This window comes from Streptomyces sp. NBC_00316 (genome assembly GCF_036158715.1).
GTDB lineage: Bacteria > Actinomycetota > Actinomycetes > Streptomycetales > Streptomycetaceae > Streptomyces.
Genome location: NZ_CP108023.1, coordinates 998,571 through 1,019,437, shown reverse-complemented (window position 1 = coordinate 1,019,437; position 20,867 = coordinate 998,571). Strand labels below are relative to the sequence as shown.

Genomic DNA, 20,867 nt, shown 5'->3' with positions numbered 1-20,867 from the left:
GACTGCGGCAGTCGTTGACTCCGGCAATCTTTGTCTTCGATGACATGAGGATCCGTTGGGCACTGAGCTACTGGCACCTCTCGATCTGGCCTTCTGGCACCTCGAATCCGATGCCCACCCCATGCACCTGGGCGCCCTGGCGGTCTTCTCCCCGCCACCCGCCCCTGCGCCCGGCGTCGACGCCGAAACCGTTCTGCGCCTGCTCGGCACCCGCGCCGCCGCGATCCCCCGGCTGCGGATGCGCGTACGCGACGTCCTGCTGCCGGTCGGTGGCGCCGCCTGGTCCGTCGACAAGGACTTCGACGTGTACCGGCACGTCGCGCGCGTACGGCTGCCCCACGGCGAGGCGGGTCCGGGCGGCGCCGGGTTCATGGCCGGGGCCACCCGGCTGGCCGGGGAACTGATGGAGCAGCCGCTCGAACGAGGGCTGCCGCCCTGGCAGATGTACCTCATCAGCGGCGCCGACGACGGTACCTTCGCCGTGCTCGTGAAGCTGCACCATGCGCTTGCCGACGGAATGCGCGCGGTCGCCATCGGAGCCGGCATCTTCGACGAGATCGCCTCCTTCGGGGCCCGCGCCCGGGGTGGCGCGAGCGCCCGCCTGACACGCACGGTCCCGCCCCGCTCCTGGATGCCGGGGCCGCGCCAGGTGGCCGGCCTCGCGCTCGGCCGGATCGAGGACCTCGGACGCGCGTTCGGCGTCGGCGCCTCCGTCGTGCGGGCCAGCCGACTCGATCTGCGTGGCGCCCCCGCGCTCACCGCGACCTCCAGCGGCACGCGGCGTCTGGCCACCACCGACCTGGACGCCGAGGACGTCCGCCGGATCCGCCGGGCGGTGGGCGGCACCACCAACGATGTCCTGCTCGGCATCGTCGCCGGGGCGCTGCGCCGGTGGATGCTGGAGCGCGGCGAGCAGTTGCCCGACGCCGATCCGCGCGCCCTCGTCCCCGTCTCCAGGCGACGTCCGGGCGGCACCGCGGCGACCGGGAACAGGCTCTCCGCCTATCTGCTGGGACTGCCTCTCTCCGAGGCCGACCCCTGGGAGCGGCTGCGCGACGTCCGTACGGCCATGGACCGCAACAAGGCCGCCGGGCCGCTGCGCGGCGCCGGCGCGGTCGCCGTACTCGCCGATCAGCTTCCCTCCCTGGCGCATCGCTTCGGCGCCCCGCTGGCCGGCAGTGCGGCCCGGATGCTCTTCGACGTGCTGGTCACCAGCGTGCCGCTGCCGCGCTCGGCGCTCTCGCTCGGCGGTTGCCCGCTGCAGGCCGTCTATCCGATGGCGCCGCTGGCCCGTGGTCAGTCCCTGGCCGTCGCCATGTCCACGTACGGCGGCCAGGTGCACATCGGCCTGGTGGCCGACGGCAAGGCCGTCCCGGACCTGGAACAGCTGGCCCGCTGTGCAGAGGACGAGCTGGGTGATCTGCTGGCCTTGCTGCCGATGGCTCAGGTCGCCACTCGATAGATCGGACAGATTTCGCCGCGCGGGGGTCACCTGCTCGCGCCGAGGGTGTTGACGCGCCCAAGTGATCCGATGAATATTCGTTGTGCGGGAACAACGATCATTGGAGAGGGCGGCAGCGCCATGCGGCGAAACAGGCTGGGAAGCAGTGCGGTCGAGGTGACCGAACTGTCCTTCGGGGCGGCCGCCATCGGCAATCTCTTCCAGGAGGTCGATCCCGCGCAGGCCGCCGCCGCCGTGGACGCGGCCTGGGACGAGGGCGTGCGCTACTTCGACACGGCACCGCACTACGGGCTCGGCCTCTCCGAACGCAGGCTCGGAGAAGCCCTGCGCCACCGGCCGCGCGACGCCTACGTGCTGTCCACCAAGGTGGGACGGGTGCTCGACCCCCTGCCGGCGGGCGCCGCGCCGGACGACGGTCTCTCCCAGGGCTTCGCCGTGCGCGCCACCCACCGACGCCGCTGGGACTTCAGCGCCGACGGCGTACGCCGCAGCATCGACGACAGCCTCGAGCGGCTCGGCCTCGACCGCATCGACATCGCCTATCTGCACGACCCGGACGACCACGCCGAGGCAGCCTTCCGCACGGCCTACCCGGCCCTGGAGAAGCTGCGGGCGGAAGGTGTCGTGGGAGCCATCGGCGCGGGCATGAACCAGACCGCGATGCTCACCCGTTTCCTGCGCGACACCGACGTCGACACCGTGCTCTGCGCCGGCCGCTTCACCCTCCTCGACCAGTCCGCGCTGGACGGGCTGCTGCCCGAGGCGGTCGCCCGTGGGCGCAGCGTCGTGATCGGAGGGGTCTTCAACTCCGGGCTGCTCGCCGACCCCCGCCCCGGCGCGACCTACGACTATGCCGCCGCCCCTCCGGCCCTGCTCGACCGGGCCCTGCGCATCAAGGCCGTCACCGAGGCCCACGGCGTACCGCTGCGCGCCGCCGCCCTGCGCTACCCGCTCGCCCACCCCGCGGTCGCCACGGTGCTCGTCGGCACCCGCGCTCCGGAAGAGATGCACGACGCCGCCGGGCTGTTCGCCCGCGAGATCCCGGACGCGCTCTGGGACGACCTGCGGTCGCAGGGCCTGCTTGCCGACGGCCCGCCCATGGAGAGCCCGCCCGCCGACGACCCGCTGACCGAGGACGGACACCGAGCATGAGGATCGCCCTGCACACCAAGGTCCGCGCCGACCGCATCGACGCGTACGAGGCCGCGCACCGCGAAGTCCCCGCGGAACTCACCACCGCGATCCGCGCGGCGGGCGCCACCTCCTGGACGATCTGGCGCAGCGGCACCGACCTCTTCCACGTCATCGAGTGCGCGGACTACGCCCGGCTCCTCGCCGAACTGGAGCAGCTCCCCGTCAACGTCGCCTGGCAGGCCCGGATGGACGAACTCCTCGATGTCGCCCACGACTACTCGTCGGACGGCGCCGCAGCCGGGCTGCCCGTCGCCTGGGAGCTGTGACATGACCGGCCCGGAACGGATCGTCGACGCCCACCACCATGTGTGGGACCTGTCGGTACGCGACCAGGAGTGGATCACCGGAGACGAACTCGCCCCCCTCGCCCGCACCTTCACCCTCGCCGAGCTGGAGCCCGAGGCCCGAGCCGCCGGGGTGTACGCCACCGTTCTCGTCCAGACCGTCACCGTGCCCGAGGAGACCCCCGAGTTCCTCGCCCTCGCGGACGGCAACGACCTCGTCGCGGGCGTCGTCGGCTGGACCGACCTCACCGCGCCCGGCATCGCCGACACGCTGGCCGCACTGCGCGAGCTCCCCGGCGGCGACCGGCTCGTCGGCATCCGCCACCAGGTCCAGGGCGAACCGGACCCCGAGTGGCTGCTGCGCCCCGACGTCCGCCGCGGACTGTCCGCCGTGGCCGCCGCCGGACTCGTCTACGACCTGGTCGTCCGGTCCCACCAGCTGCCCGCCGCCGTGCAGGCCGCCGCTGTGCACCCCGAGCTCACCTTCGTACTCGACCATGCCGGGAAGCCGCCCGTCGCCGCCCGGCGCCTGCACCCCTGGGCGGACGACATCAAGGCCCTGGCCGTCCACCCCAACACCGTCTGCAAACTCTCCGGCCTGGTGACCGAGGCCGACCTGCGCTCGTGGACGGTCGACGACCTCCGCCCGTACGCCGGCACCGTTCTCGACGCGTTCGGGCCCGACCGGCTGATGTTCGGCTCCGACTGGCCGGTCTGCCGGCTCGCGGCGAGCTACGCGGATGTCGTCGATGCCGCCCGTACCCTCACCGAAGGGCTCACCGACGACGAACGGCAGGCGGTCTTCGCCACCACTGCCGAACGGGTCTACGGACTTCGATAGGCACGGGTCCGTCGGCTGCGGCACCCTGGGAACCATGCCCGAACCACCGGAGGTCGAGGCCCTGCGGGTGTTTCTCGACGAGAATCTGGTCGGCAAGGAGATCGCCCGCGTCCTGCCGCTCGCCGTCAGCGTGCTCAAGACCTACGACCCACCGCTCACCGCACTGGAGGGCGGCACCGTCACCGGTGTCGCCCGGCACGGCAAGTTCCTGGACATCGGCGTCGGCCCGCTGCACCTGGTCACCCATCTCGCCCGGGCCGGCTGGCTGCACTGGAAGGACAGCTTCCCCGCCGCCCCGCCGCGCCCCGGCAAGGGACCTCTCGCGCTGCGTACCGTGCTCACCGGCGGGGACGGCTTCGACCTCACCGAGGCGGGCACTACCAAACGCCTCGCGGTATATCTCGTGCGCGAGCCCGCCGACGTGCCCGGCATCGCCCGGCTCGGGCCCGATCCGCTGGACGACGCCTTCGACCGCGAAGCGTTCGCCGCGCTGCTTGCCGGGGAACGCCGTCAGGTCAAGGGCGCCCTGCGCGACCAGTCGCTGATCGCGGGCATCGGCAACGCCTACAGCGACGAGATTCTGCACGCAGCGAAGATGTCACCGTTCAAACTGACCGCGAGCCTCACCGGCGACGAGATCACCCGGCTGCACACCGCCCTGCGCACCACGCTCCACGACGCCGTGGCCCGCTCCAGCGGAGTGGCCGCCGGCAAGCTCAAGGCGGAGAAGAAGAGCGGGCTCCGCGTCCATGGCCGCACCGGCGAACCGTGCCCGGTCTGCGGGGACACCATCCGGGAGGTCTCGTTCAGCGACTCGTCGCTGCAGTACTGCCCGACCTGTCAGACGGGCGGCCGACCGCTGGCAGACCGCCGGCTCTCCAAGCTGCTCAAATAGCGCGCTGCTCCCGGCTGCTGTCTCCACCGACCGCTCAGCGGGTGAGCCGCAGCAGCCGCCGCCCGTCCGCCGCCCGCACCTCGAAGTGGTCGATGTCCGCCGGCCGCAGCGCCGCTCCGCCCTGCACGGACACCGGTTTCTCGTCCGGTCCGGTGACCGACCAGGTGGTGACGGTCTCCTCGCTGCCGTCCCGGCCCACCGCGACCAGCGCGCACACCCCCGCCACCGGCGCGCGCGCCACCTCCAGACCGATGTCCGTGCCCCACTCCTTGGCACCGGCCGTCACCACGGCCGCCACTCCTGTGGACGGTTCGGCCGCCGACCAGAACTGCGGCTGTGCCCTCCCCGGCGGAACGCCCGGCCCGGCCGGCACACCGAGCACCGCGAGCGGTCCGCCCACCGCGAGGACCACCGCCGCCGCCACCAGCGCCAGCCGCCGCCGACGGCTCCTTCGCCGTAACGCCGCCACCGCACCGACCGCGCGCCGCACCAGCTCCGGTCCTGCCCGCACCACCGGTTCCACCCCGGGCGGCGTGCGCCGGACATGCTCCGCGAGCACCGCGGTCACCGCACGGAACTCCGCGGCCCGTACCTCGCACACGGGACACTGGGCCAGATGCTCCTCGAAGCGGAAGGCGTCCGCAGCGCCGAGCACGCCCAGGGCATAGGCGCCGACATTGCGATGAGGTTCCGGGGTGTGCATGCCGTCATGTACGGAACCGGCCTGTAAATCACTCAAGCCAACTGCGCCCGACACGCTCTACACTCCGGCCTCATGCTGCGCGTACTCGCCGTCGACGACGAAGCACCCGCCCTCGAGGAGCTGCTCTACCTCCTGCGTGCCGACCCGCGCATCCGCAGCGCCGAGGGGGCCACCGGGGCCACCGAGGCACTGCGGCGGATCGGCGGCGCAGTCGACGCGGGTCCCGACGACCCGGCCGCCATCGATGTCGTCTTCCTCGACATCCACATGGCTGGCCTCACCGGACTCGACGTCGCCCAGCTGCTGGCCGGCTTCGCCGCGCCCCCGCTCATCGTCTTCGTCACCGCCCACGAGGGCTTCGCCGTCCATGCCTTCGATCTCAAGGCCGTCGACTACGTCCTCAAGCCCGTGCGCCGCGAACGGCTCTCCGAAGCCGTACGCCGCGTCGCGGAACTGGTCGGTGACCGCTCAGGGTTCGGCCACCCGGGGCCGGGACACTCCGCGACAGCCCCTTCAGCGTCCGTCCCTTCCACGTCCGTCCACGACAGCGCCGCCGACCAGATCCCTGTCGAACTCGGCGGATTCATCCGGTTCATACCGATCGACGACATCGCGTACGCCGAAGCGCAGGGCGACTACGCGCGGCTGTACACCGCCACCGGCAGCCACCTCGTCCGCATTCCCCTCACCACCCTTGAGGAACGCTGGCGCTCGCGAGGCTTCGTGCGCATCCACCGCCGCCACCTCGTGGCCCTCGGCCGCATCGACGAACTGCGGCTCGACGCCGGCACCATGAGCGTCCGCATCGGCACCGCGGAACTCGCCGTGAGCCGGCGCCACACCCGCGCGCTGCGGGATCTCCTGATGCGGCAGACCGGCCGCTGACCAGGGCCTACCCGGGGTCGAGCCCTTCCCAGCGCGCCCCCGGCTGCGTACACTCCGGGCCCATGTCCGCAGAGTCGACGCCCCGGCGTGAAGTGGTGACGGGGGAGCCCCGGCGGGTACGACCGCTGCCGCGCTACCGCACCCAGTCGGAGATCGACGAGCAGACCGCACTCGGCGGCGCCTATGTCCGCTCGCTGATGCGCAGTCAGCTGCGCGCCGCACTCACCGCCTTCAGCGTCCTCGCCGTGGTCGTCGGCACCCTCCCCCTGGTCTTCGAGGCCCTGCACAGCGCCGCCGTCGTCTGGGCGGTCCTCGGCTTCGCCGCCTATCCGCCGCTGACTCTGATCGCCTGGTGGTACGTGCGGCGGACCGAGCGCAACGAACGCGACTTCGCCCGGCTCGTGGAAGGCCGCCCCGCACCGTGAGCCACACGTACGCGGTGGTGGCCGTGGCCGCCGTCGTTCTCGCCACCCTCCTCGTCGGCGGTTTCGGGCTGCGCATCTCCCGTACCACCTCGGACTTCTATGTCGCCTCCCGCACCGTCCGGCCCCGGCTCAACGCCGCCGCGATCAGCGGTGAGTACCTCTCCGCCGCCTCCTTCCTCGGCATCGCCGGCCTGGTACTCGTCCACGGCCCCGACATGCTCTGGTACCCGGTCGGCTACACCGCCGGCTATCTGGTCCTGCTGGTGTTCGTCGCCGCTCCGCTGCGCCGCTCGGGGGCGTACACCCTGCCCGACTTCGCCGAGGGGCGGCTCGAATCGCGGCAGGTACGCAGGCTGGTGAGCATCCTCGTCGTCGGGGCGGGCTGGCTCTATCTCGTCCCGCAGCTCCAGGGCGCCGGACTCACCCTGAAGATCCTGACCGGGGCGCCCGGCTGGCTCGGCGACGTGCTCGTCGCGTCCGTCGTCGTGGTGTCCGTCGCGGCAGGCGGCATGCGGTCCATCACCTTCGTCCAGGCCTTCCAGTACTGGCTGAAGCTGACCGCGCTCCTGGTGCCCGCGATCTTTCTGGTGCTGGCCTGGCACGGCAGCGGGCGGCCCCGGGCAGCGTTCGACGAGCAGCTGACCGTGTTCCGCGCCGACCATCCGCTGTACGCCACCTACGGGCTGATCATCGCCACGTTCCTCGGCACCATGGGGCTGCCGCACGTCGTCGTCCGCTTCTACACCAGCCCCAACGGCCGCGACGCCCGTCGCACCACGGTCGTGGTGCTCGCCCTCATCGGTGTGTTCTACCTGCTGCCTCCCGTCTACGGTGCGCTCGGCAGGCTGTACGCCCCCGAGCTGATCCACGGCGGGGACGCGGACGCGGCTGTGCTGCTGCTGCCCGAGCGGGCCATCGGCGGGCTCGGCGGGGATCTGCTGGGCGCGTTCATCGCGGGCGGTGCGTTCGCCGCGTTCCTGTCGACCGCCTCCGGTCTCACCATGGCTGTCGCCGGAGTCCTCACCCAGGACGTCCTGCCGTCACGCGGAGTGCGGCACTTCCGGCTGGCCACCGTCCTGGCGATGTGCGCGCCGCTGGCCGGTTCGCTGATGGTCAGCCGGGTACTGCCGGTGGCCGACTCGGTGGGCATGGCATTCGCCGTGTCCGCGTCGTCCTTCTGCCCCCTGCTGGTCCTCGGGATCTGGTGGCGGCGGCTCACCCCGCCCGGCGCGATCGCCGGACTGCTGCTCGGCGGCGGCTCTGCGCTCCTGTCCGTCGCCATCACGGTCAGCGGCGCGGTACGCCCGCCGGGGTGGCCGCACACACTGCTCGCCTGGCCGGCGGTCTGGTCGGTTCCGGTCGGCTTCCTCGCGATGGTCCTGGTCTCGCTCGCCACGCCCGGCCGCATACCTCCGGGTACGAACGCCGCAATGACACGCTTCCATCTGCCGGAAGCACTGATGCCTGGAAGGCACCGATGACCGGGGCCGGATATGCCGTGCTCGTCCTGCTCGTACTCCTGCTGTTCGGCGGCGGGTTCCTGCTCGGCCGCCGCACCGCCCGGCCCGTGCGCACCAGTGATGTCGGCACCCCCGTCGAGCACGCCACCTTCGAGACCCTGCACACCGCCTCGCTCGCCGCGCCCCCGCTGCGCGCCGGGCTCACGGAGGAGAGCGCCCGCAAGTCCGCCCGCAGGCTGCGCTCCCTGCTCGGTACCGATGCGCTCTGCCTCACCGACCGGGACCGGGTGCTCGTCTGGGACGGCGCGGGAGACCACCACGGCACGCACGTCATGGACCAGGTGCAGGGGCTACTCGCCAGCGGCCGCGACACCGCCTTCCACAGCGACTGCGACGACCTCGACTGCCCGCTGCGCTGGGCCGTCGCCGTGCCCCTGACCGTCGACCACCGGGTGCTCGGCACCCTGATCGCCTACGCCCCGCGCGAGTCCGCGGTGCTGGCCAGGGCGGCCGGAGAAGTGGCCCGCTGGGTCTGCGTGCAGCTGGAACTCGCGGAGCTCGACCGGTCCCGCACCCAGCTCATCGAGGCCGAGATCAGGGCTCTGCGCGCCCAGATATCCCCGCACTTCATCTTCAACTCGCTGGCCGCCATCGCCTCGTTCGTCCGGACCGACCCCGAACAGGCCCGCGAACTGCTCCTGGAGTTCGCGGACTTCACCCGTTACTCGTTCCGCAGCCACGGCGACTTCACCACCCTCGCCGACGAGTTGCACTCCATCGACCAGTATCTGGCGCTCGTCCGGGCCCGCTTCGGCAAGCGGCTCTCGGTCACGCTCCAGGTCGCGCCCGAAGTGCTGCCCGTCGCCCTGCCGTTCCTCTGCCTCCAGCCGCTCGTCGAGAACGCGGTCAAGCACGGACTCGAAGGCGCCGTCACCATGCCCCGAGCTCTCGATTCCGTTCGAGCGGGCGAGGCCCCCATCCGCATCACCATCAGCGCCCTGGACGCGGGCTCCGAGGCGGAAGTCGTCATCGAGGACGACGGCACCGGCATGGATCCGGAACGGCTCCGGCAGATCCTGCGCGGCGAGGGCGGCACCTCCGCCGGCATCGGGCTGCTCAACGTCGACGAACGGCTGCGCCAGGTGTACGGCGACGACTACGGGCTCGTCATCGAGACCGGCATCGGCGCAGGCATGAAGATCACCGTGCGGCTGCCGAAGTACCGTGCCGGGGTCCACGGTTCGTGACCGCCGCCACGGGCAGCCCACAGCGCCTCCCGTCAGTACAGATGGATCGCCAGATGCCCCAGCGGCAGGCCCAGCTGCCAGGCCGGCGTCCACACCTGGGCCGCCTCCCAGGGCTGCTCCTCGGCCACCGGCTCCCACGGCGGCGGTCCGATCGCATCGAGGTCGGCCGCCAGCAGTTCCGTCTCCTCCAGCCACCGCCACGCGACGCGGGCCAGCGCCAGATCGGGGTCGGGTCCGCCCCGCCCGTCCTCCGGGACCTGGGCCGCCGTCAGCACGTCGAGCCGCTCGCAGACCCAGCCGCGCCAGGCCGTCCCGTACGCCGTCAGGAGCCGCAGCTCGTCCATCCGGGTGGCCCGCAGGGCATCGGCCGCCGCACCGTCGGAGAGGAAAATGGTCAGTGCGAGCGCGTCGCGCCCCGCACGGTACTCCAGCGTCGACGGCTCCATCAGATCGCCGGTCCGCAGCAGTTCATCCGCGATGTACTCGGCGTACATCCAGGCCATCGGGACCAGCAGCCCGCCCCCACTGGTTCCATCCGTACGTTCCGGACGCATCCCGTCTCGCCTCTTTCTCTTCTCGGCACCGGGCTACAGGCAGCATTGAACCGGGGGAGCGTGCCGCGCGTGGCCAGAAGGACAGGATCCGTCGCGCCGGATCCGTCACAGGACAGACATGAGGTTGCGATGACCGCCGATCCCGGGGAGGGCCCGCATGTGCGCCAGCTGCTGGGCGCCTACGTTCTCGATGCGCTCACGGCCGGGGAGACCCGTCGTGTCTGCCGGCACCTGCGGCACTGCGACGGCTGCTCCGCCGATTACGTGGAGGTCGCGGAGGCGGCGGCCCTGCTCGCCCTGCTCGATGAGGAGGACCTGCTGGGGGAGTAACCGGGCAGATTGCCCGCCAGCAGCCGCAGTGCGTAGTACGAACGGGACTTGACCGTGCCCGCCGGTATGCCGAGCGCCCGGGCCGTCTCGCCCACGCTCAGCCCGCGGAAATATATGTGCACCAGCACCGCGCGGTGCTCGGGGCTGAGCGTGCGCACCGCCTCGCGCACATCGAGCGCGGCGACGGCGGACTCCGCGGTGTCCTCCCGGACGGGGGCGCTCTCGAGCGCGATGTCGCCGACCTCGGCCGGCCGGGCCTGCCGGGACCTGCGCGCGTCGATCGCGAGACGCCGCGCGACCGTGAAGAGCCACGGCCGCATCGATTCGTACGGACCGTGGAACGCCTCCGGGTGCTGCCAGGCCCGCACCAACGTCTCCTGGAGCAGATCCTCGGCCCGCTGCCGGTCGCCGAAGGTCAGCCCGAGCAGGAAGTGGAGGAGCGCCGGACCGTGTTCGCGCTGCACCTGCGCGAGCGCCCGTTCATCGGTCGTCGTCGTGGTCATCGTGCCCGCCCTTCCCCGCGGAGGCTCTGCCGCCTCGTCGCTGCCTGCGCCGTATACGAACGCATTCGGGCCGCGGCGAACAGGAGATGGGCCGAGGCGTGCGACGAGCGGTCGCACAGAGCGGCGAATGGTGCGGTGAGCGGCCGTTCGGGCGGTGAACGGACGGCGGGCGGACGTCGCGTGGCGGGCGTGACGCCGCACCGGCCGGGCGCGCGACGGGGCGGCCGGGGCACGCCGCGTGGCGGCGAGCCCCGCCTCCCGGACCGTCAGGCGCCGACCGTCTACGGAACGACGGTGACCGGCCAGCGCCCCGCCTTCACCATCCGGATCGCCACCGAGCCGATGAACCGGTGCCCCGCCGACTCCGAGGCGCCCACCACCACGGCATCCGCCTTCAGCTCGTCGGCCGCGGTGACCAGTCCGTTGTACGGGTCACCGCGGAAGGTGTGGAACTCCCAGCGCACATTCCATAGGTCCTTCGCCCGCTCGGTCGCCGCCCGGATCTCGCTCACCAGCCCCTCCGCGACCTCTCCGGTCGTGTCGGCGACGGGCGCGCCGAGCGCGGCCCCGGCGGGCAACACCGGCTGGACGTAGACGAGTGCGAGCGTGGCGTTCTGCCGCCGGGCGAGACCGGCGGCGTACGCGGCGGCGCGCATAGAGGAATCGGAGCCGTCGAGGCCCGCGACGATCACTTTCGGGCCGTCTGTGCCGCGTTCGAACCGGTGGGGTTGCTGGTCTGTCACGGCAGTGAGGTTAGCCGCTCCCGTCGCCGTCCCCGGCGGGGGCTGCCCGGCCGCCGGAACACGAGTCTCCCGTCGCCGCGGACGTTCTCCCTCCATCGAGTGCAAAACCCTTCGGGCGCAGTGTCGTTGAGAGGGAGGGCGCCGCCACAGTGCGAGCAGTGGGCCATGAGGAATGATCAGAGGCTGCCGGGGCGCAGGTCACTGCTGCGCATGGCCGCCGGGCTCGGTGCCGCTACTGTCGTACGCATGAACGCCGCAGACCCGGCCGGCACCCCGGCCCGGCCCTCCGCGCCGTCGACGGAGGGTATTGCCGGACCGTTGTCGGCCTTCCAGGTGGTCCGTCCCCCGGACCACCGGCTCCAGCCCACGACCGCGGCCGCCCCGCCCCGGCTCCGGCCCGCTCCCGCACCGGTACGCACCAGGCCGTTCGAGGAGCTGCCCGACATCGGCCACGCCATGGTGCTCAGCTTCGACGACGGCCCCGACCCTCGCTACACCCCGGGGATCCTCGCCACTCTGCGCGCGTACGACGTCCGCGCGATGTTCTTCCTCTGCGGGGAGACGGCCCAGGCCCACCAGGACCTGGTGCGGGCGATCGCCGACGACGGCCACACCATCGGCAACCACTCGTGGACACATCCGATGATCACCGAGCTCTCCCGGGCCGGCATCCGCGACGAGCTGGGCAGGACCAGCGAGATGATCGAGACGATCACCGGTGCCGCGCCGCTCTGGTACCGGGCGCCGTACGGAGCGTGGAACCGCACCTCCTTCGAGATCGGCGCCGCCATGGACATGGAGCCGATGGCCTGGACGGTCGACACCCTCGACTGGACCGAGCCCGGGGTCGACAGCATCGTCCGCCGGGTCCGGGAGGGAGCTGCGCCCGGCGTCGTGGTCCTGTCGCACGACGCCGGCGGCGACCGCTCGCAGAGCGTCGCCGCTCTGCGCAGATACCTGCCCGAGCTGCTCGACGACGGCTACCGGATCACCGTGCCGCGCCGCGGCTGAATGCACGGTGCCCGCTGCCCCGTTCGGGGCCGGCGGCCCGGAACGCCCGTCGCCCCGGGTCCTGGACCGGGACCCGGGGCGACGCACTTTCCACCCTCGGCTCGCGCCGTTCAGTGGTGCCGGTTCTCCCTCCGCCGGCCCACCAAGAAGAGGGCACCGGTGGCCGCGACCACCGCCAGCGCCGTTCCGCCGGCGATCTCCGCGACGTTCATCCGGCCGAAGCCGCCGAGACCACCCTGCACGCCGCTGGGTGTGAGAGACGTGGAACCCGGGGTGGGGCTGTGGGCGGCCTCGGCCACGGTGAGCGTGACCTTCGCGGTGGAGGTCGGAGACGTGTTGCAGATGAATGTCACTTCGTAGACAGCGCCCGGTCTCGCATCCCAGTCCACCGTGGCCGCGGCGGAGCCTCCGCTGGGAATGGTGACGCTGTCGAAGACGCCCGAACTGGCCGTTGCCGCTGTGGAGCACCCCCGGGCGGCCAGGGTGACCTGGCCGCCCGGCGCGATCACCGACGGGGCGACGGTGAATCCGGTCGCGCTGAGCGCGCCCTCCGACGTCACGGCATACGCGGCGGCTGCCGGCGCGGTCGGGGCGAGAACGAGAGCGCCGAGCAGGGCGACGGGTGCGAGATGTATCGCGCGCATCGTGATTCCTCCGAGTCCCCGAGGAGCAACTGCGGAACGGATTCCCACAAAGTGTCAGATATGCACCTCGATGGAACAGACGTTAGAAGTGCCGCATATCATGCGCGATCGGGGTCCGTCGAATGGGGCACCGGTGTCCCTCGGGCGGCGCACCACCATGCCGTCAGGAGGACGGTCCGGCGGCCGCGTTGGGAAACAGATCGAGGAACGGTGCCGCGGTGGCCGAGATGCCGCGGCCGAAGGGGGAGTCGAAGTCCCAGATCAGGAAGAGGAGGAAGGCGATCAGCACGCTGAACAGCCCGGCCAGCAGGAGTTCCCGGAACGTTCTGCGGATCTGCAGGGTGAAGATGAGCCCGACGGTCACCAGCGCCCCGGTGATCAGACCGAACCAGACGACGCCCGGCATGGTGGCACCGGCGCTCTGCCCGCGGGCGCTGCGGGCGTCGTCGGCCGCGGCGACCTGGTCGACCAGTGGCTGATAGGCCTGCCCCTCGTGGTCGGTCTTCGGCCGGTAGTCGGTGACATCGGCCCGTACCCGGCCCAGGAGTTCGGCGCCCCGGTCGGTGAGGGCGCCGTGCTCGCTCATCGCCTTCCACTCGTCGTGGACGACATAGCTGACGTACGCAGCGACATCGGCGCGGATGCGGTTGCGCACCTCGGCCGGGTAGACCGAGGAGCGGACGTTCACCTCGTGCAGGGCTTGGGCCTCCTGTCGCACGTACTCCTGGGCGGCGCTGCGGCCCTCCCAGACTCCCGCGATGGCGAGGCCGAGCACGATTGCGTACACGACGCCGATCATCATCGTCATGTACTCGATGACATCGGGGGTTTCGGACGGGTCGTCGTCCTCGCCGATCCGGCGGTTGTTGAGGACGGCGATGGTGAGGACGACAGCGCTGGCCGCCGCCATGGCGAGGGTGAGAACCAGCCATTCCGACATGTGGCTTCTCCGGGGGTCATCGGGAGCGGGGACGTAGCACGGCGACGGCGAACACCGCGGGGGCGGTGATCATCAGGGTGAGGGTGACCAGGGAGGGGCCGCGTTGCGGGACCTTGCGCGGCGGCTTGCGGTAGGCGGGGAGCGCGACCGGCCTGGGCGGGGGCGGCGTGGGGCGTACGGAGGGCTTGGGGGGCAGGGGCGGTGGTGCGGGCTCCGGTTCCGCCGGTGGAGGCGGTGGAGGCGGTGGAGGCGGTGGAGGCGGTGGAGGCGGTGGGGGAGGAGGCGGTGGGGGAGGAGGAGGCGGTGGGGGCGGTGGTTCGGGCCGCGGAGTCGGCTTGGGCGCGGGGCCCGCCTGGCAGTGGCCGTCGCCCGTCGTGGCGACCGCCGAGTTCACGGCGCCGTCCCCGATCGAGGCGTACGAACAGTTGTCGGCCGCCGCGGGAACCGGGGCGGCCAGGAGCCAGATGAGAGCGGCGGCTGCGGTGAGCCGCCCCATGAGCGATCCGTACACGACGGGGAGCATGTTCCGGCAGGTCGGGCGGCACGCGGAGGGCGGTCCCGATTCCCCTGATGGTGGGGATCTTGGGTGCCGCGTGTTTGCGGCTCCGGAAAAATCTGGGGACGCGTTGAACGAAGAACCGCCCGCCAGCCGTACCTAGGGCCATGAACGACGCGGACTCGCGTCTCAACTGGCAGAAGAATTACGGGAGTTGACATGAACACCTGGCGGAACGCCTCGCTCGCGGTGACCGCGGCGGCCCTGTTGGCGCTGACGACGGCGTGCGGTCAGGACAAGGGCACCGAGTCCATCGGGCAGAACGTGGGCAATGCGAGCCCTGCAGGCCAGGCCGGCAGCGGCTACGGAACGGACGGCGGATACGGCTCCGACAGCGGATACGGCTCCGAATCGGGGGCGGATTCCGCCGCGTCGAAGCAGGCCGGACAGCTGGCGGTGTGGGACAGCAAGAAGCTGGGCAAGGTCCTGACGGACAGCGAGGGATTCACGCTCTACCGCTTCGACAAGGACACCGCGAGTCCGCCGAAGTCGAATTGCGAAGGCGACTGCGCGAAGGTCTGGCCGGTCGTTCCCGCGGGCAATGTGATGGCCGCCGCCGGCACCGACGCCGCTCTGATCGGCAAGGTCACCCGCGCGGACGGAACTCAGCAGCTCACCATTGCGGGCTGGCCGATGTACCGATACGCCAAGGACACCAAGCCCGGTGACGCCAATGGTCAGGGTGTGGGAGGCACCTGGTTCGCCGCCGCACCCGACGGCAAGAAGGCGGCGGTGAACGCCGACGGGCCGGTCGGTGCGGAGCCGGTCGATCTCGCCGGACTTTCGGTGCGCAAGGACCCGAAACTCGGGGACATCGTCGTCGACAAGCGCGGCATGACGGTCTACCGGTTCAAGAAGGACACCGCCTGGCCGATGAAGTCGGCGTGCACCGGGGCCTGCCTCTCGAAGTGGCCGGTTGTCGCGCCGCTGGCCAAGAATGACGTCGACGGCGTCACCACCAAGGGCTTTGTCACTTTCAATCGGCCCGACGGACTCAAGCAGCAGGCCATCGACTGCTGGCCCATCTATACGTTTTCCGGCGACACGAAGCCCGGTGACACCAACGGCCAAGGCGTCGGCGGCACATGGTACGCCGTGTCACCCGAAGCGAAGCTCGTGGGAGCCCCGAAGTAGCGCACAACAGCCGTTCCGGACCGGCCCGTCGCTGATTGTCACACTTAGCGACGGGCCGGTTGCACATGCCAGTGGTGTGTGACCAATAACGGACCGTTAATTTCCGTTTCCGCTCGCTCTCCTGGCGGTCGATCAGTAGCCTCTGGTCAACACTGACCATGAACATGGCCGGATCGCCGTGGCGACTTGTTGGAGACATCGATGGAGCGTCCCGCCTGGGCACCGCAAGGCATTGACATTTCGGTGCCGAGCGTCTCTCGCATGTATGACTTCTATCTGGGCGGATCGCACAATTTCGAGGTGGACCGGGAAGCGGCCCGCAAGGCCATGGAGTTCCTGCCGGGACTTCCCAAGATCATGCAGGCCAATCGCGCGTTTATGCGCAGGGCCGTGCGTCACGCGGTGAGTGAGGGCATCACCCAGTTCCTGGACATCGGATCCGGCATACCGACCTTCGGCAATGTCCACGAAGTGGCCCAGGCGGCCGACCCCGAGGCGCGAGTGGCCTATGTCGACCACGACTCCGTTGCGGTCGCGCACAGCCAGGCAGTGCTCGAGGGCAATGACCGGGCGGTGATCGCCGCCGCCGATCTGCGGCGCCCCCAGGAGATCCTGAAGCACCCGGAGATCACCGAACTTCTCGATCTGGAGCGGCCGGTGGCGCTGCTGCTCGTCGCCGTCCTCCACTTCATCGAGGACGCCGACGATCCGCAGTCGGCCGTCGCCGAGCTGCGCGAGGCACTCGCCCCCGGCAGCCTGATCGTCATCACCCACGCCTCGTACGAGGGCATTCCGCTGCCGGAGGAGGAGGCGGGCGGTGCGGTCGGCGTCTACCGGGACATCCGCAACCCGCTGATCATGCGGTCGCGCGACGAGGTGGCCCGGTTCTTCGACGGTTACGAGATGATCGAGCCCGGCCTCGTGGCGATGCCCGAATGGCGCCCCGACGCCACCGTGGCGCACGAGCCGGAAGACCCGTACGCCTTCTCGGGCTTTGCAGGAGTGGGACGCAAGGCGTGAGCATTCCCGCCCAAGCGTCCGACGCATCGGACGCGGAGCCCGACGGTCCCGAGGACCGGCTCCGGAGATTCGCCACCATCTGGAGCCGGGCCATCTTTCCGTCGACGGCCACTTCCATGACCCGGCCGGAGTTCGAGCAGCATCTGCTGCCGCTGGCCCGCAGACTGAGCGACATCCTGCACGCCCGGCCGTTCGATCCGGCGTCCGCGCACAAGGTGGGGTCCGCGCTCGTGGACGCACACTGCACGGACCCGGACGCGCTCAGCTCCACGCTCGGCGTCGTCGACTCGTACCTCGTGCTCTACTGCGGTGGCAACGGCCCGGTGGCGCTGTCGACCGAGGACATCCGGGCCCGCTGTGCCCGGATGCAGCACGCTCTCGCGGGCGGCTTCGCCCAGGCGCTGCGTGAGCGGACCCTTGCCGAGCAGGAGGCCATAGCCCGCTCGGCGCTCAGCGCCCGCTCGGCCGCGGAGCAGGCCCTGCACGCCACCGAGGCGCGCTTCCGAGCCGTCTTCAAGGACGCCGCCATCGGCATCGGCATCGCCGACCTGGACGGCAATGTGCTCGAGGTCAACGACACCCTGACCCGGATGTTCGGCGGGCTCGACCACCATGTCCGCAGCCACAAGGTCAACGAGTGGGTCCACCCCGAGGACTCGCCGTACGTGTGGAAGTACTACGAAGAGCTGGTGCGCGGCGAACGCGAGCACTACTGGGTCGAGAAGCCGTACTACCGCAATGACGGCACCGTCCTGTGGACCAACCTCACGGTGTCGCTCCTCCGGGACGCCGAGGGCCGGCCGCAGTACCAGCTGGCGCTGATGGAGGACACCACGGAGCGCCGGCTGCTCAATCTGCGGCTGCGCTACGAGGCCACCCACGACGCGCTCACCGGCCTGCCCAACCGGACGCTCTTCTTCGAACGGCTGGAGAAGGCGCTGTCCGCCGACGACGGCAGCCGCTTCGGGCTCTGCTACCTCGACCTCGACGGCTTCAAGGCGATCAACGACAGTCTGGGTCACGCGGCGGGGGACCGGCTCCTCGTGGAGGTCGCCGACCGGCTGCAGAGCTGCGCGACCGCGCCGGGCGAGATGGTGGCGCGGCTCGGCGGCGACGAGTTCGTGGCCCTGACCACCGGAGCCGGCACCGAGGGGGAGGTCGACGAGCTGGCCTGCCGGATCCTCGGGGTGCTCGCCGCCCCGATCAGGCTCGACGGCCGCGAGCTGACGGTGCGTGGTTCCATCGGCGTCGTCGAGGGTCCGGCCGGTGAGCGCAGCGCCGCGGAAGTGCTGCGGAGCGCCGACATCACGATGTACCGGGCGAAGGCGGCGGGCGGCAACCGCTTCGAGCTCGCGGATGCGGAGGCGGACGCGCGGGCGATCACCCGGCACGGGCTGACCACCGCGCTGCCCGCCGCTCTGGAACGCGGTGAGTTCTTCATCGAGTACCAGCCGCTCGTGCATCTCGGCGACGGAACGGTGCACGGCGCGGAAGCCCTGGTGCGCTGGTGCCACCCGCAGCACGGGGTGCTCGGACCGGACCGGTTCATCCCGCTCGCCGAGCACACCGGGCTGATCGTGCCGCTCGGGCGCTGGGTGCTCGAGGAGTCCGTACGGCAGGCCAACTTCTGGCAGGAGCGGCACAGCGACGGCGGCCCGCTGCGGATCAATGTCAACCTCTCGCCGACCCAGCTGCACCATCCGCGGCTGGTCGCCGAGACCGTCGACGTCCTGGAGCGGTCGGGGCTGGAGCCGGGAGCGCTCTGCCTGGAGGTCACCGAGTCCGCGCTCATCGGAGCGGACGACGATCTGCTGAAGCCGCTGCGGCAGCTGGCGGAGATGGGCGTCGACATCGCGCTGGACGACTTCGGTACGGGGTACTCGAACCTGGCCAATCTGCGGAGGCTGCCGGTGAGCGTGCTCAAGCTGGATCGTTCCTTCACCCAGGGCATGCAGCGGCACCCGGCGGATCCGGTCGACCTGAAGATCGTCGAGGGGATCGTGTCGCTGGCGCACAGCCTGGACCTGGCGGTGACGGTGGAGGGCGTGGAGACGGGAGCGCAGGCGGAGCAGCTGCGGAAGCTGGGCTGCGACACGGCGCAGGGGTGGTACTACGCGCGGCCCGGTGCGCCGGACCGGATCCACTCGCTGCTGCTGGCCGACGCGGTCTGAACGGGGCCGGTGGGCACCGGCCCGGCTTCCGTGCGCCGGCCGGACCGTGGGGAGCGCCGGTGCGGCGGCCGGGCCGCGGATGCCCTCAGACACCGGCCGGGCCACGGTCCGCCTCGATCGCCCACGGGCCGCACGAAGTCCTCAGCCGCCGGACGGGCCCGGTTCCCCGGGACCGTCCGGCCGGCTCGCCAGCAGCACCTTCTGCAGCTCCCGGGCCGCCCGCGGCGGTGCCACGTCGCTGCGGTGCGCCAGGGCGATCGTGCGCCGCAGCCCCGGCGGGGCCAGCGGCGTCACCCGCAGATCGTGTCCCGCGCGCCCTGCCACCATGCTCGGCACCACCGCCACCCCGAGTCCCGCCCGCACGAACCCGAGCACCGCGTCCATCTCGCCGCCCTCCACCGTGAACGACGGCTCGAACCCCTCGGCCCGGCAGGCGGCCACGGTCAGTTCCCGCAGGTCGTAGCCGTGCCGGAACATCACGAGCGGCTCGCCCTGCAGGTCCGCGATCCGTACGCTCCCGCCCTTGCCCGGCCGTGGGGCCTCTGCCGCCGACACCACCACCAGGTCCTCCTGGAGCAGCTCCACCGTCGTCAGTGCCGGGGACGCGGCCGGCAGCGGCAGCACCACGAGCGCGAGATCGAGCGCGCCGCGCGCCAGCTCCCGCACGAGGTCGTGCGAGCCGCCCTCCTCCAGCAGCAGCTGGATCCCCGGATGCCGGTCGTGGAAGGCGCGGAGCACGTCGGGCAGCAGCCCCGTGCACAGGCTCGGGGTCGCTCCGAGCCTGACCCGGCCACGGCGCAGCTGGGCCAGTTCCTGTACCTCGTGGCGGGCGGTGTCGGCGTCCGCCAGGATCCGGCGGGCGAGCGGCAGCAGCGCCTCGCCCGCGTCGGTGAGTGCGATGTTGCCGCGGGCCCGGCTGAACAACTCCGCCCCCAGCTCGCTCTCCAGAGCCCTGATCTGCTGGGAGAGCGAGGGCTGCGAGACATGCACCTCCTCCGCGGCGCGCGTGAAGTGCCGCGCCTCGGCGACGGCCACGAAGTAGGTGAGCTGCTGGAACTGCATACACGTAGCATAAACCCGTTGATAGCCCATGCCTATGGACATGAGGTGATCCATGTCTTGGACTGATGAGGCCCTTCGGTCCTAGCGTCGTGCCCATGGCATTGGCAACGCGGACGGACCGACGGCCGTCCATGACGCGCACGCTCTGGGACTCGTCCGTCGGCAAGAAGACGATCATGGCCGTGAGCGGTCTGATCATGCTCCTCTACTTGGTCGTCCATATGGTGGGCAACCTGAAGATCTTCTTCGGGTCCGGGGAGTTCAACCACTACGCCCACTGGCTGCGGACCGTGGGGGAGCCCTTCCTGCACTACGAGTGGGCGCTGTGGATCGTCCGCGTGGTGCTCGTCGCGGCCGTCGTGCTGCACGCCACCTCCGCGTACCAGCTGAGCCGCCGCGACATCAGGGCACGCCCCAGCAAGTACGTCCACAAGCGGCCCCGCGCGAGCTATGCCACCCGCACCATGCGCTGGGGCGGGATCATCCTCGCCCTGTTCATCGTCTGGCACATCCTCGACCTGACGACGGGCACCGTGCACTCCGGCGGCTTCCAGTCCGGGCACCCGTACCAGAACGTCATCGACACCTTCTCCACCTGGTACGGCAACGTCATCTACATCGTCGCCATGCTGGCCCTCGGACTCCATGTCCAGCACGGTTTCTGGAGCGCCGCCCAGACGCTCGGCGCGGGCAGGGCGACCCGCGACCGTGTGCTCAAGACCATCGCCAACACCCTTGCACTCGTACTGACGGTGGGCTTCATCTGCGTACCCGTCGCCGTCATGACCGGAGTCGTGAGCTGA

General features: G+C 71.2%; 22 protein-coding genes. 15 read left to right on the top strand and 7 right to left on the bottom strand.

Going from position 1 to position 20,867, the window contains the following annotated elements; all coding sequences use genetic code 11:
• The first annotated feature begins 55 nt into the window (after positions 1 to 55).
• The 5 genes from OG878_RS04680 (at position 56) to OG878_RS04660 (ending at position 4,676) form a co-directional block, all read left to right on the top strand.
• Complete coding sequence (locus OG878_RS04680; protein ID WP_328885569.1) at positions 56 to 1,462, top strand: wax ester/triacylglycerol synthase family O-acyltransferase; 1,407 nt, start codon at positions 56 to 58, stop codon at positions 1,460 to 1,462.
• Between the two features lie 120 nt (positions 1,463 to 1,582).
• On the top strand, positions 1,583 to 2,614 hold the full coding sequence (locus OG878_RS04675; protein ID WP_328885568.1) for an aldo/keto reductase: 1,032 nt from the start codon (positions 1,583 to 1,585) through the stop codon (positions 2,612 to 2,614).
• Positions 2,611 to 2,922 carry an L-rhamnose mutarotase gene (locus OG878_RS04670; protein ID WP_328885567.1) on the top strand — a complete coding sequence of 104 codons (312 nt, stop codon included), beginning with the start codon at positions 2,611 to 2,613 and terminating at the stop codon, positions 2,920 to 2,922. The genes OG878_RS04675 and OG878_RS04670 overlap by 4 nt, the downstream gene beginning before the upstream one ends.
• Position 2,923: 1 nt before the next feature.
• Positions 2,924 to 3,781, top strand: coding sequence for an amidohydrolase family protein (locus OG878_RS04665; RefSeq protein WP_328885566.1), 858 nt, complete (start codon positions 2,924 to 2,926; stop codon positions 3,779 to 3,781).
• 34 nt (positions 3,782 to 3,815) lie between these two features.
• A complete protein-coding gene (locus OG878_RS04660) occupies positions 3,816 to 4,676 on the top strand; it encodes an Fpg/Nei family DNA glycosylase (protein ID WP_328885565.1) in 861 nt (286 codons plus the stop codon).
• Positions 4,677 to 4,710: 34 nt separating this feature from the next.
• Here OG878_RS04660 and OG878_RS04655 read toward each other — a convergent pair whose 3' ends face one another.
• Positions 4,711 to 5,379, bottom strand: coding sequence for an anti-sigma factor family protein (locus tag OG878_RS04655; protein ID WP_328885564.1), 669 nt, complete (start codon positions 5,377 to 5,379; stop codon positions 4,711 to 4,713).
• 72 nt (positions 5,380 to 5,451) lie between these two features.
• On the opposite strand from OG878_RS04655, the gene OG878_RS04650 reads away from it, so the two are divergent.
• The 4 genes from OG878_RS04650 (at position 5,452) to OG878_RS04635 (ending at position 9,396) form a co-directional block, all read left to right on the top strand.
• Positions 5,452 to 6,264, top strand: a complete 813-nt coding sequence (locus OG878_RS04650; RefSeq protein ID WP_328885563.1) for a LytR/AlgR family response regulator transcription factor — start codon at positions 5,452 to 5,454, stop codon at positions 6,262 to 6,264.
• 62 nt (positions 6,265 to 6,326) lie between these two features.
• Entirely contained in the window at positions 6,327 to 6,689 is a 363-nt protein-coding gene (locus OG878_RS04645) for a hypothetical protein (RefSeq protein WP_328885562.1), read from the top strand.
• On the top strand, positions 6,686 to 8,170 hold the full coding sequence (locus OG878_RS04640; RefSeq protein WP_328885561.1) for a sodium/solute symporter: 1,485 nt from the start codon (positions 6,686 to 6,688) through the stop codon (positions 8,168 to 8,170). The genes OG878_RS04645 and OG878_RS04640 overlap by 4 nt, the downstream gene beginning before the upstream one ends.
• Positions 8,167 to 9,396: a sensor histidine kinase gene (locus OG878_RS04635; protein ID WP_328885560.1), complete on the top strand. Its 1,230-nt coding sequence runs from the start codon at positions 8,167 to 8,169 to the stop codon at positions 9,394 to 9,396. Before OG878_RS04640 ends, OG878_RS04635 begins: the two co-directional genes overlap by 4 nt.
• Before the next feature lie 32 nt (positions 9,397 to 9,428).
• Here OG878_RS04635 and OG878_RS04630 read toward each other — a convergent pair whose 3' ends face one another.
• On the bottom strand, positions 9,429 to 9,950 hold the full coding sequence (locus OG878_RS04630) for a hypothetical protein (protein ID WP_328885559.1): 522 nt from the start codon (positions 9,948 to 9,950) through the stop codon (positions 9,429 to 9,431).
• A gap of 129 nt (positions 9,951 to 10,079) precedes the next feature.
• On the opposite strand from OG878_RS04630, the gene OG878_RS04625 reads away from it, so the two are divergent.
• Entirely contained in the window at positions 10,080 to 10,280 is a 201-nt protein-coding gene (locus tag OG878_RS04625; RefSeq protein WP_328885558.1) for a zf-HC2 domain-containing protein, read from the top strand.
• Here the strand turns inward: OG878_RS04625 and OG878_RS04620 are convergent.
• Both OG878_RS04620 and OG878_RS04615 read right to left on the bottom strand, forming a co-directional pair.
• Positions 10,211 to 10,783, bottom strand: a complete 573-nt coding sequence (locus OG878_RS04620; RefSeq protein WP_328885557.1) for a sigma-70 family RNA polymerase sigma factor — start codon at positions 10,781 to 10,783, stop codon at positions 10,211 to 10,213. The two genes, OG878_RS04625 and OG878_RS04620, sit on opposite strands and share 70 nt — an antisense overlap.
• Positions 10,784 to 11,064: 281 nt before the next feature.
• Complete coding sequence (locus tag OG878_RS04615; RefSeq protein WP_328885556.1) at positions 11,065 to 11,526, bottom strand: universal stress protein; 462 nt, start codon at positions 11,524 to 11,526, stop codon at positions 11,065 to 11,067.
• 165 nt (positions 11,527 to 11,691) lie between these two features.
• Between OG878_RS04615 and OG878_RS04610 the strand changes: the two genes are divergently transcribed.
• Positions 11,692 to 12,537, top strand: coding sequence for a polysaccharide deacetylase family protein (locus OG878_RS04610; RefSeq protein ID WP_328885555.1), 846 nt, complete (start codon positions 11,692 to 11,694; stop codon positions 12,535 to 12,537).
• 110 nt (positions 12,538 to 12,647) lie between these two features.
• Here the strand turns inward: OG878_RS04610 and OG878_RS04605 are convergent, their stop codons facing one another.
• Complete coding sequence (locus OG878_RS04605; RefSeq protein ID WP_328885554.1) at positions 12,648 to 13,181, bottom strand: hypothetical protein; 534 nt, start codon at positions 13,179 to 13,181, stop codon at positions 12,648 to 12,650.
• Between the two features lie 163 nt (positions 13,182 to 13,344).
• Entirely contained in the window at positions 13,345 to 14,121 is a 777-nt protein-coding gene (locus tag OG878_RS04600; RefSeq protein ID WP_328885553.1) for a bestrophin-like domain, read from the bottom strand.
• 715 nt (positions 14,122 to 14,836) lie between these two features.
• Between OG878_RS04600 and OG878_RS04595 the strand changes: the two genes are divergently transcribed.
• From OG878_RS04595 to OG878_RS04585, 3 genes are all read left to right on the top strand, one after another.
• Complete coding sequence (locus OG878_RS04595) at positions 14,837 to 15,811, top strand: SCO0930 family lipoprotein (RefSeq protein WP_328885552.1); 975 nt, start codon at positions 14,837 to 14,839, stop codon at positions 15,809 to 15,811.
• 201 nt (positions 15,812 to 16,012) lie between these two features.
• A complete protein-coding gene (locus tag OG878_RS04590; protein WP_328885551.1) occupies positions 16,013 to 16,831 on the top strand; it encodes an SAM-dependent methyltransferase in 819 nt (272 codons plus the stop codon).
• Positions 16,828 to 19,002: a putative bifunctional diguanylate cyclase/phosphodiesterase gene (locus tag OG878_RS04585; protein ID WP_328885550.1), complete on the top strand. Its 2,175-nt coding sequence runs from the start codon at positions 16,828 to 16,830 to the stop codon at positions 19,000 to 19,002. The genes OG878_RS04590 and OG878_RS04585 overlap by 4 nt, the downstream gene beginning before the upstream one ends.
• Positions 19,003 to 19,143: 141 nt before the next feature.
• On the opposite strand, the gene OG878_RS04580 is transcribed toward OG878_RS04585, so the two are convergent.
• Positions 19,144 to 20,064: a LysR family transcriptional regulator gene (locus OG878_RS04580; protein WP_328885549.1), complete on the bottom strand. Its 921-nt coding sequence runs from the start codon at positions 20,062 to 20,064 to the stop codon at positions 19,144 to 19,146.
• 95 nt (positions 20,065 to 20,159) lie between these two features.
• Between OG878_RS04580 and OG878_RS04575 the strand changes: the two genes are divergently transcribed.
• Positions 20,160 to 20,867: a succinate dehydrogenase gene (locus OG878_RS04575; RefSeq protein WP_328885548.1), complete on the top strand. Its 708-nt coding sequence runs from the start codon at positions 20,160 to 20,162 to the stop codon at positions 20,865 to 20,867.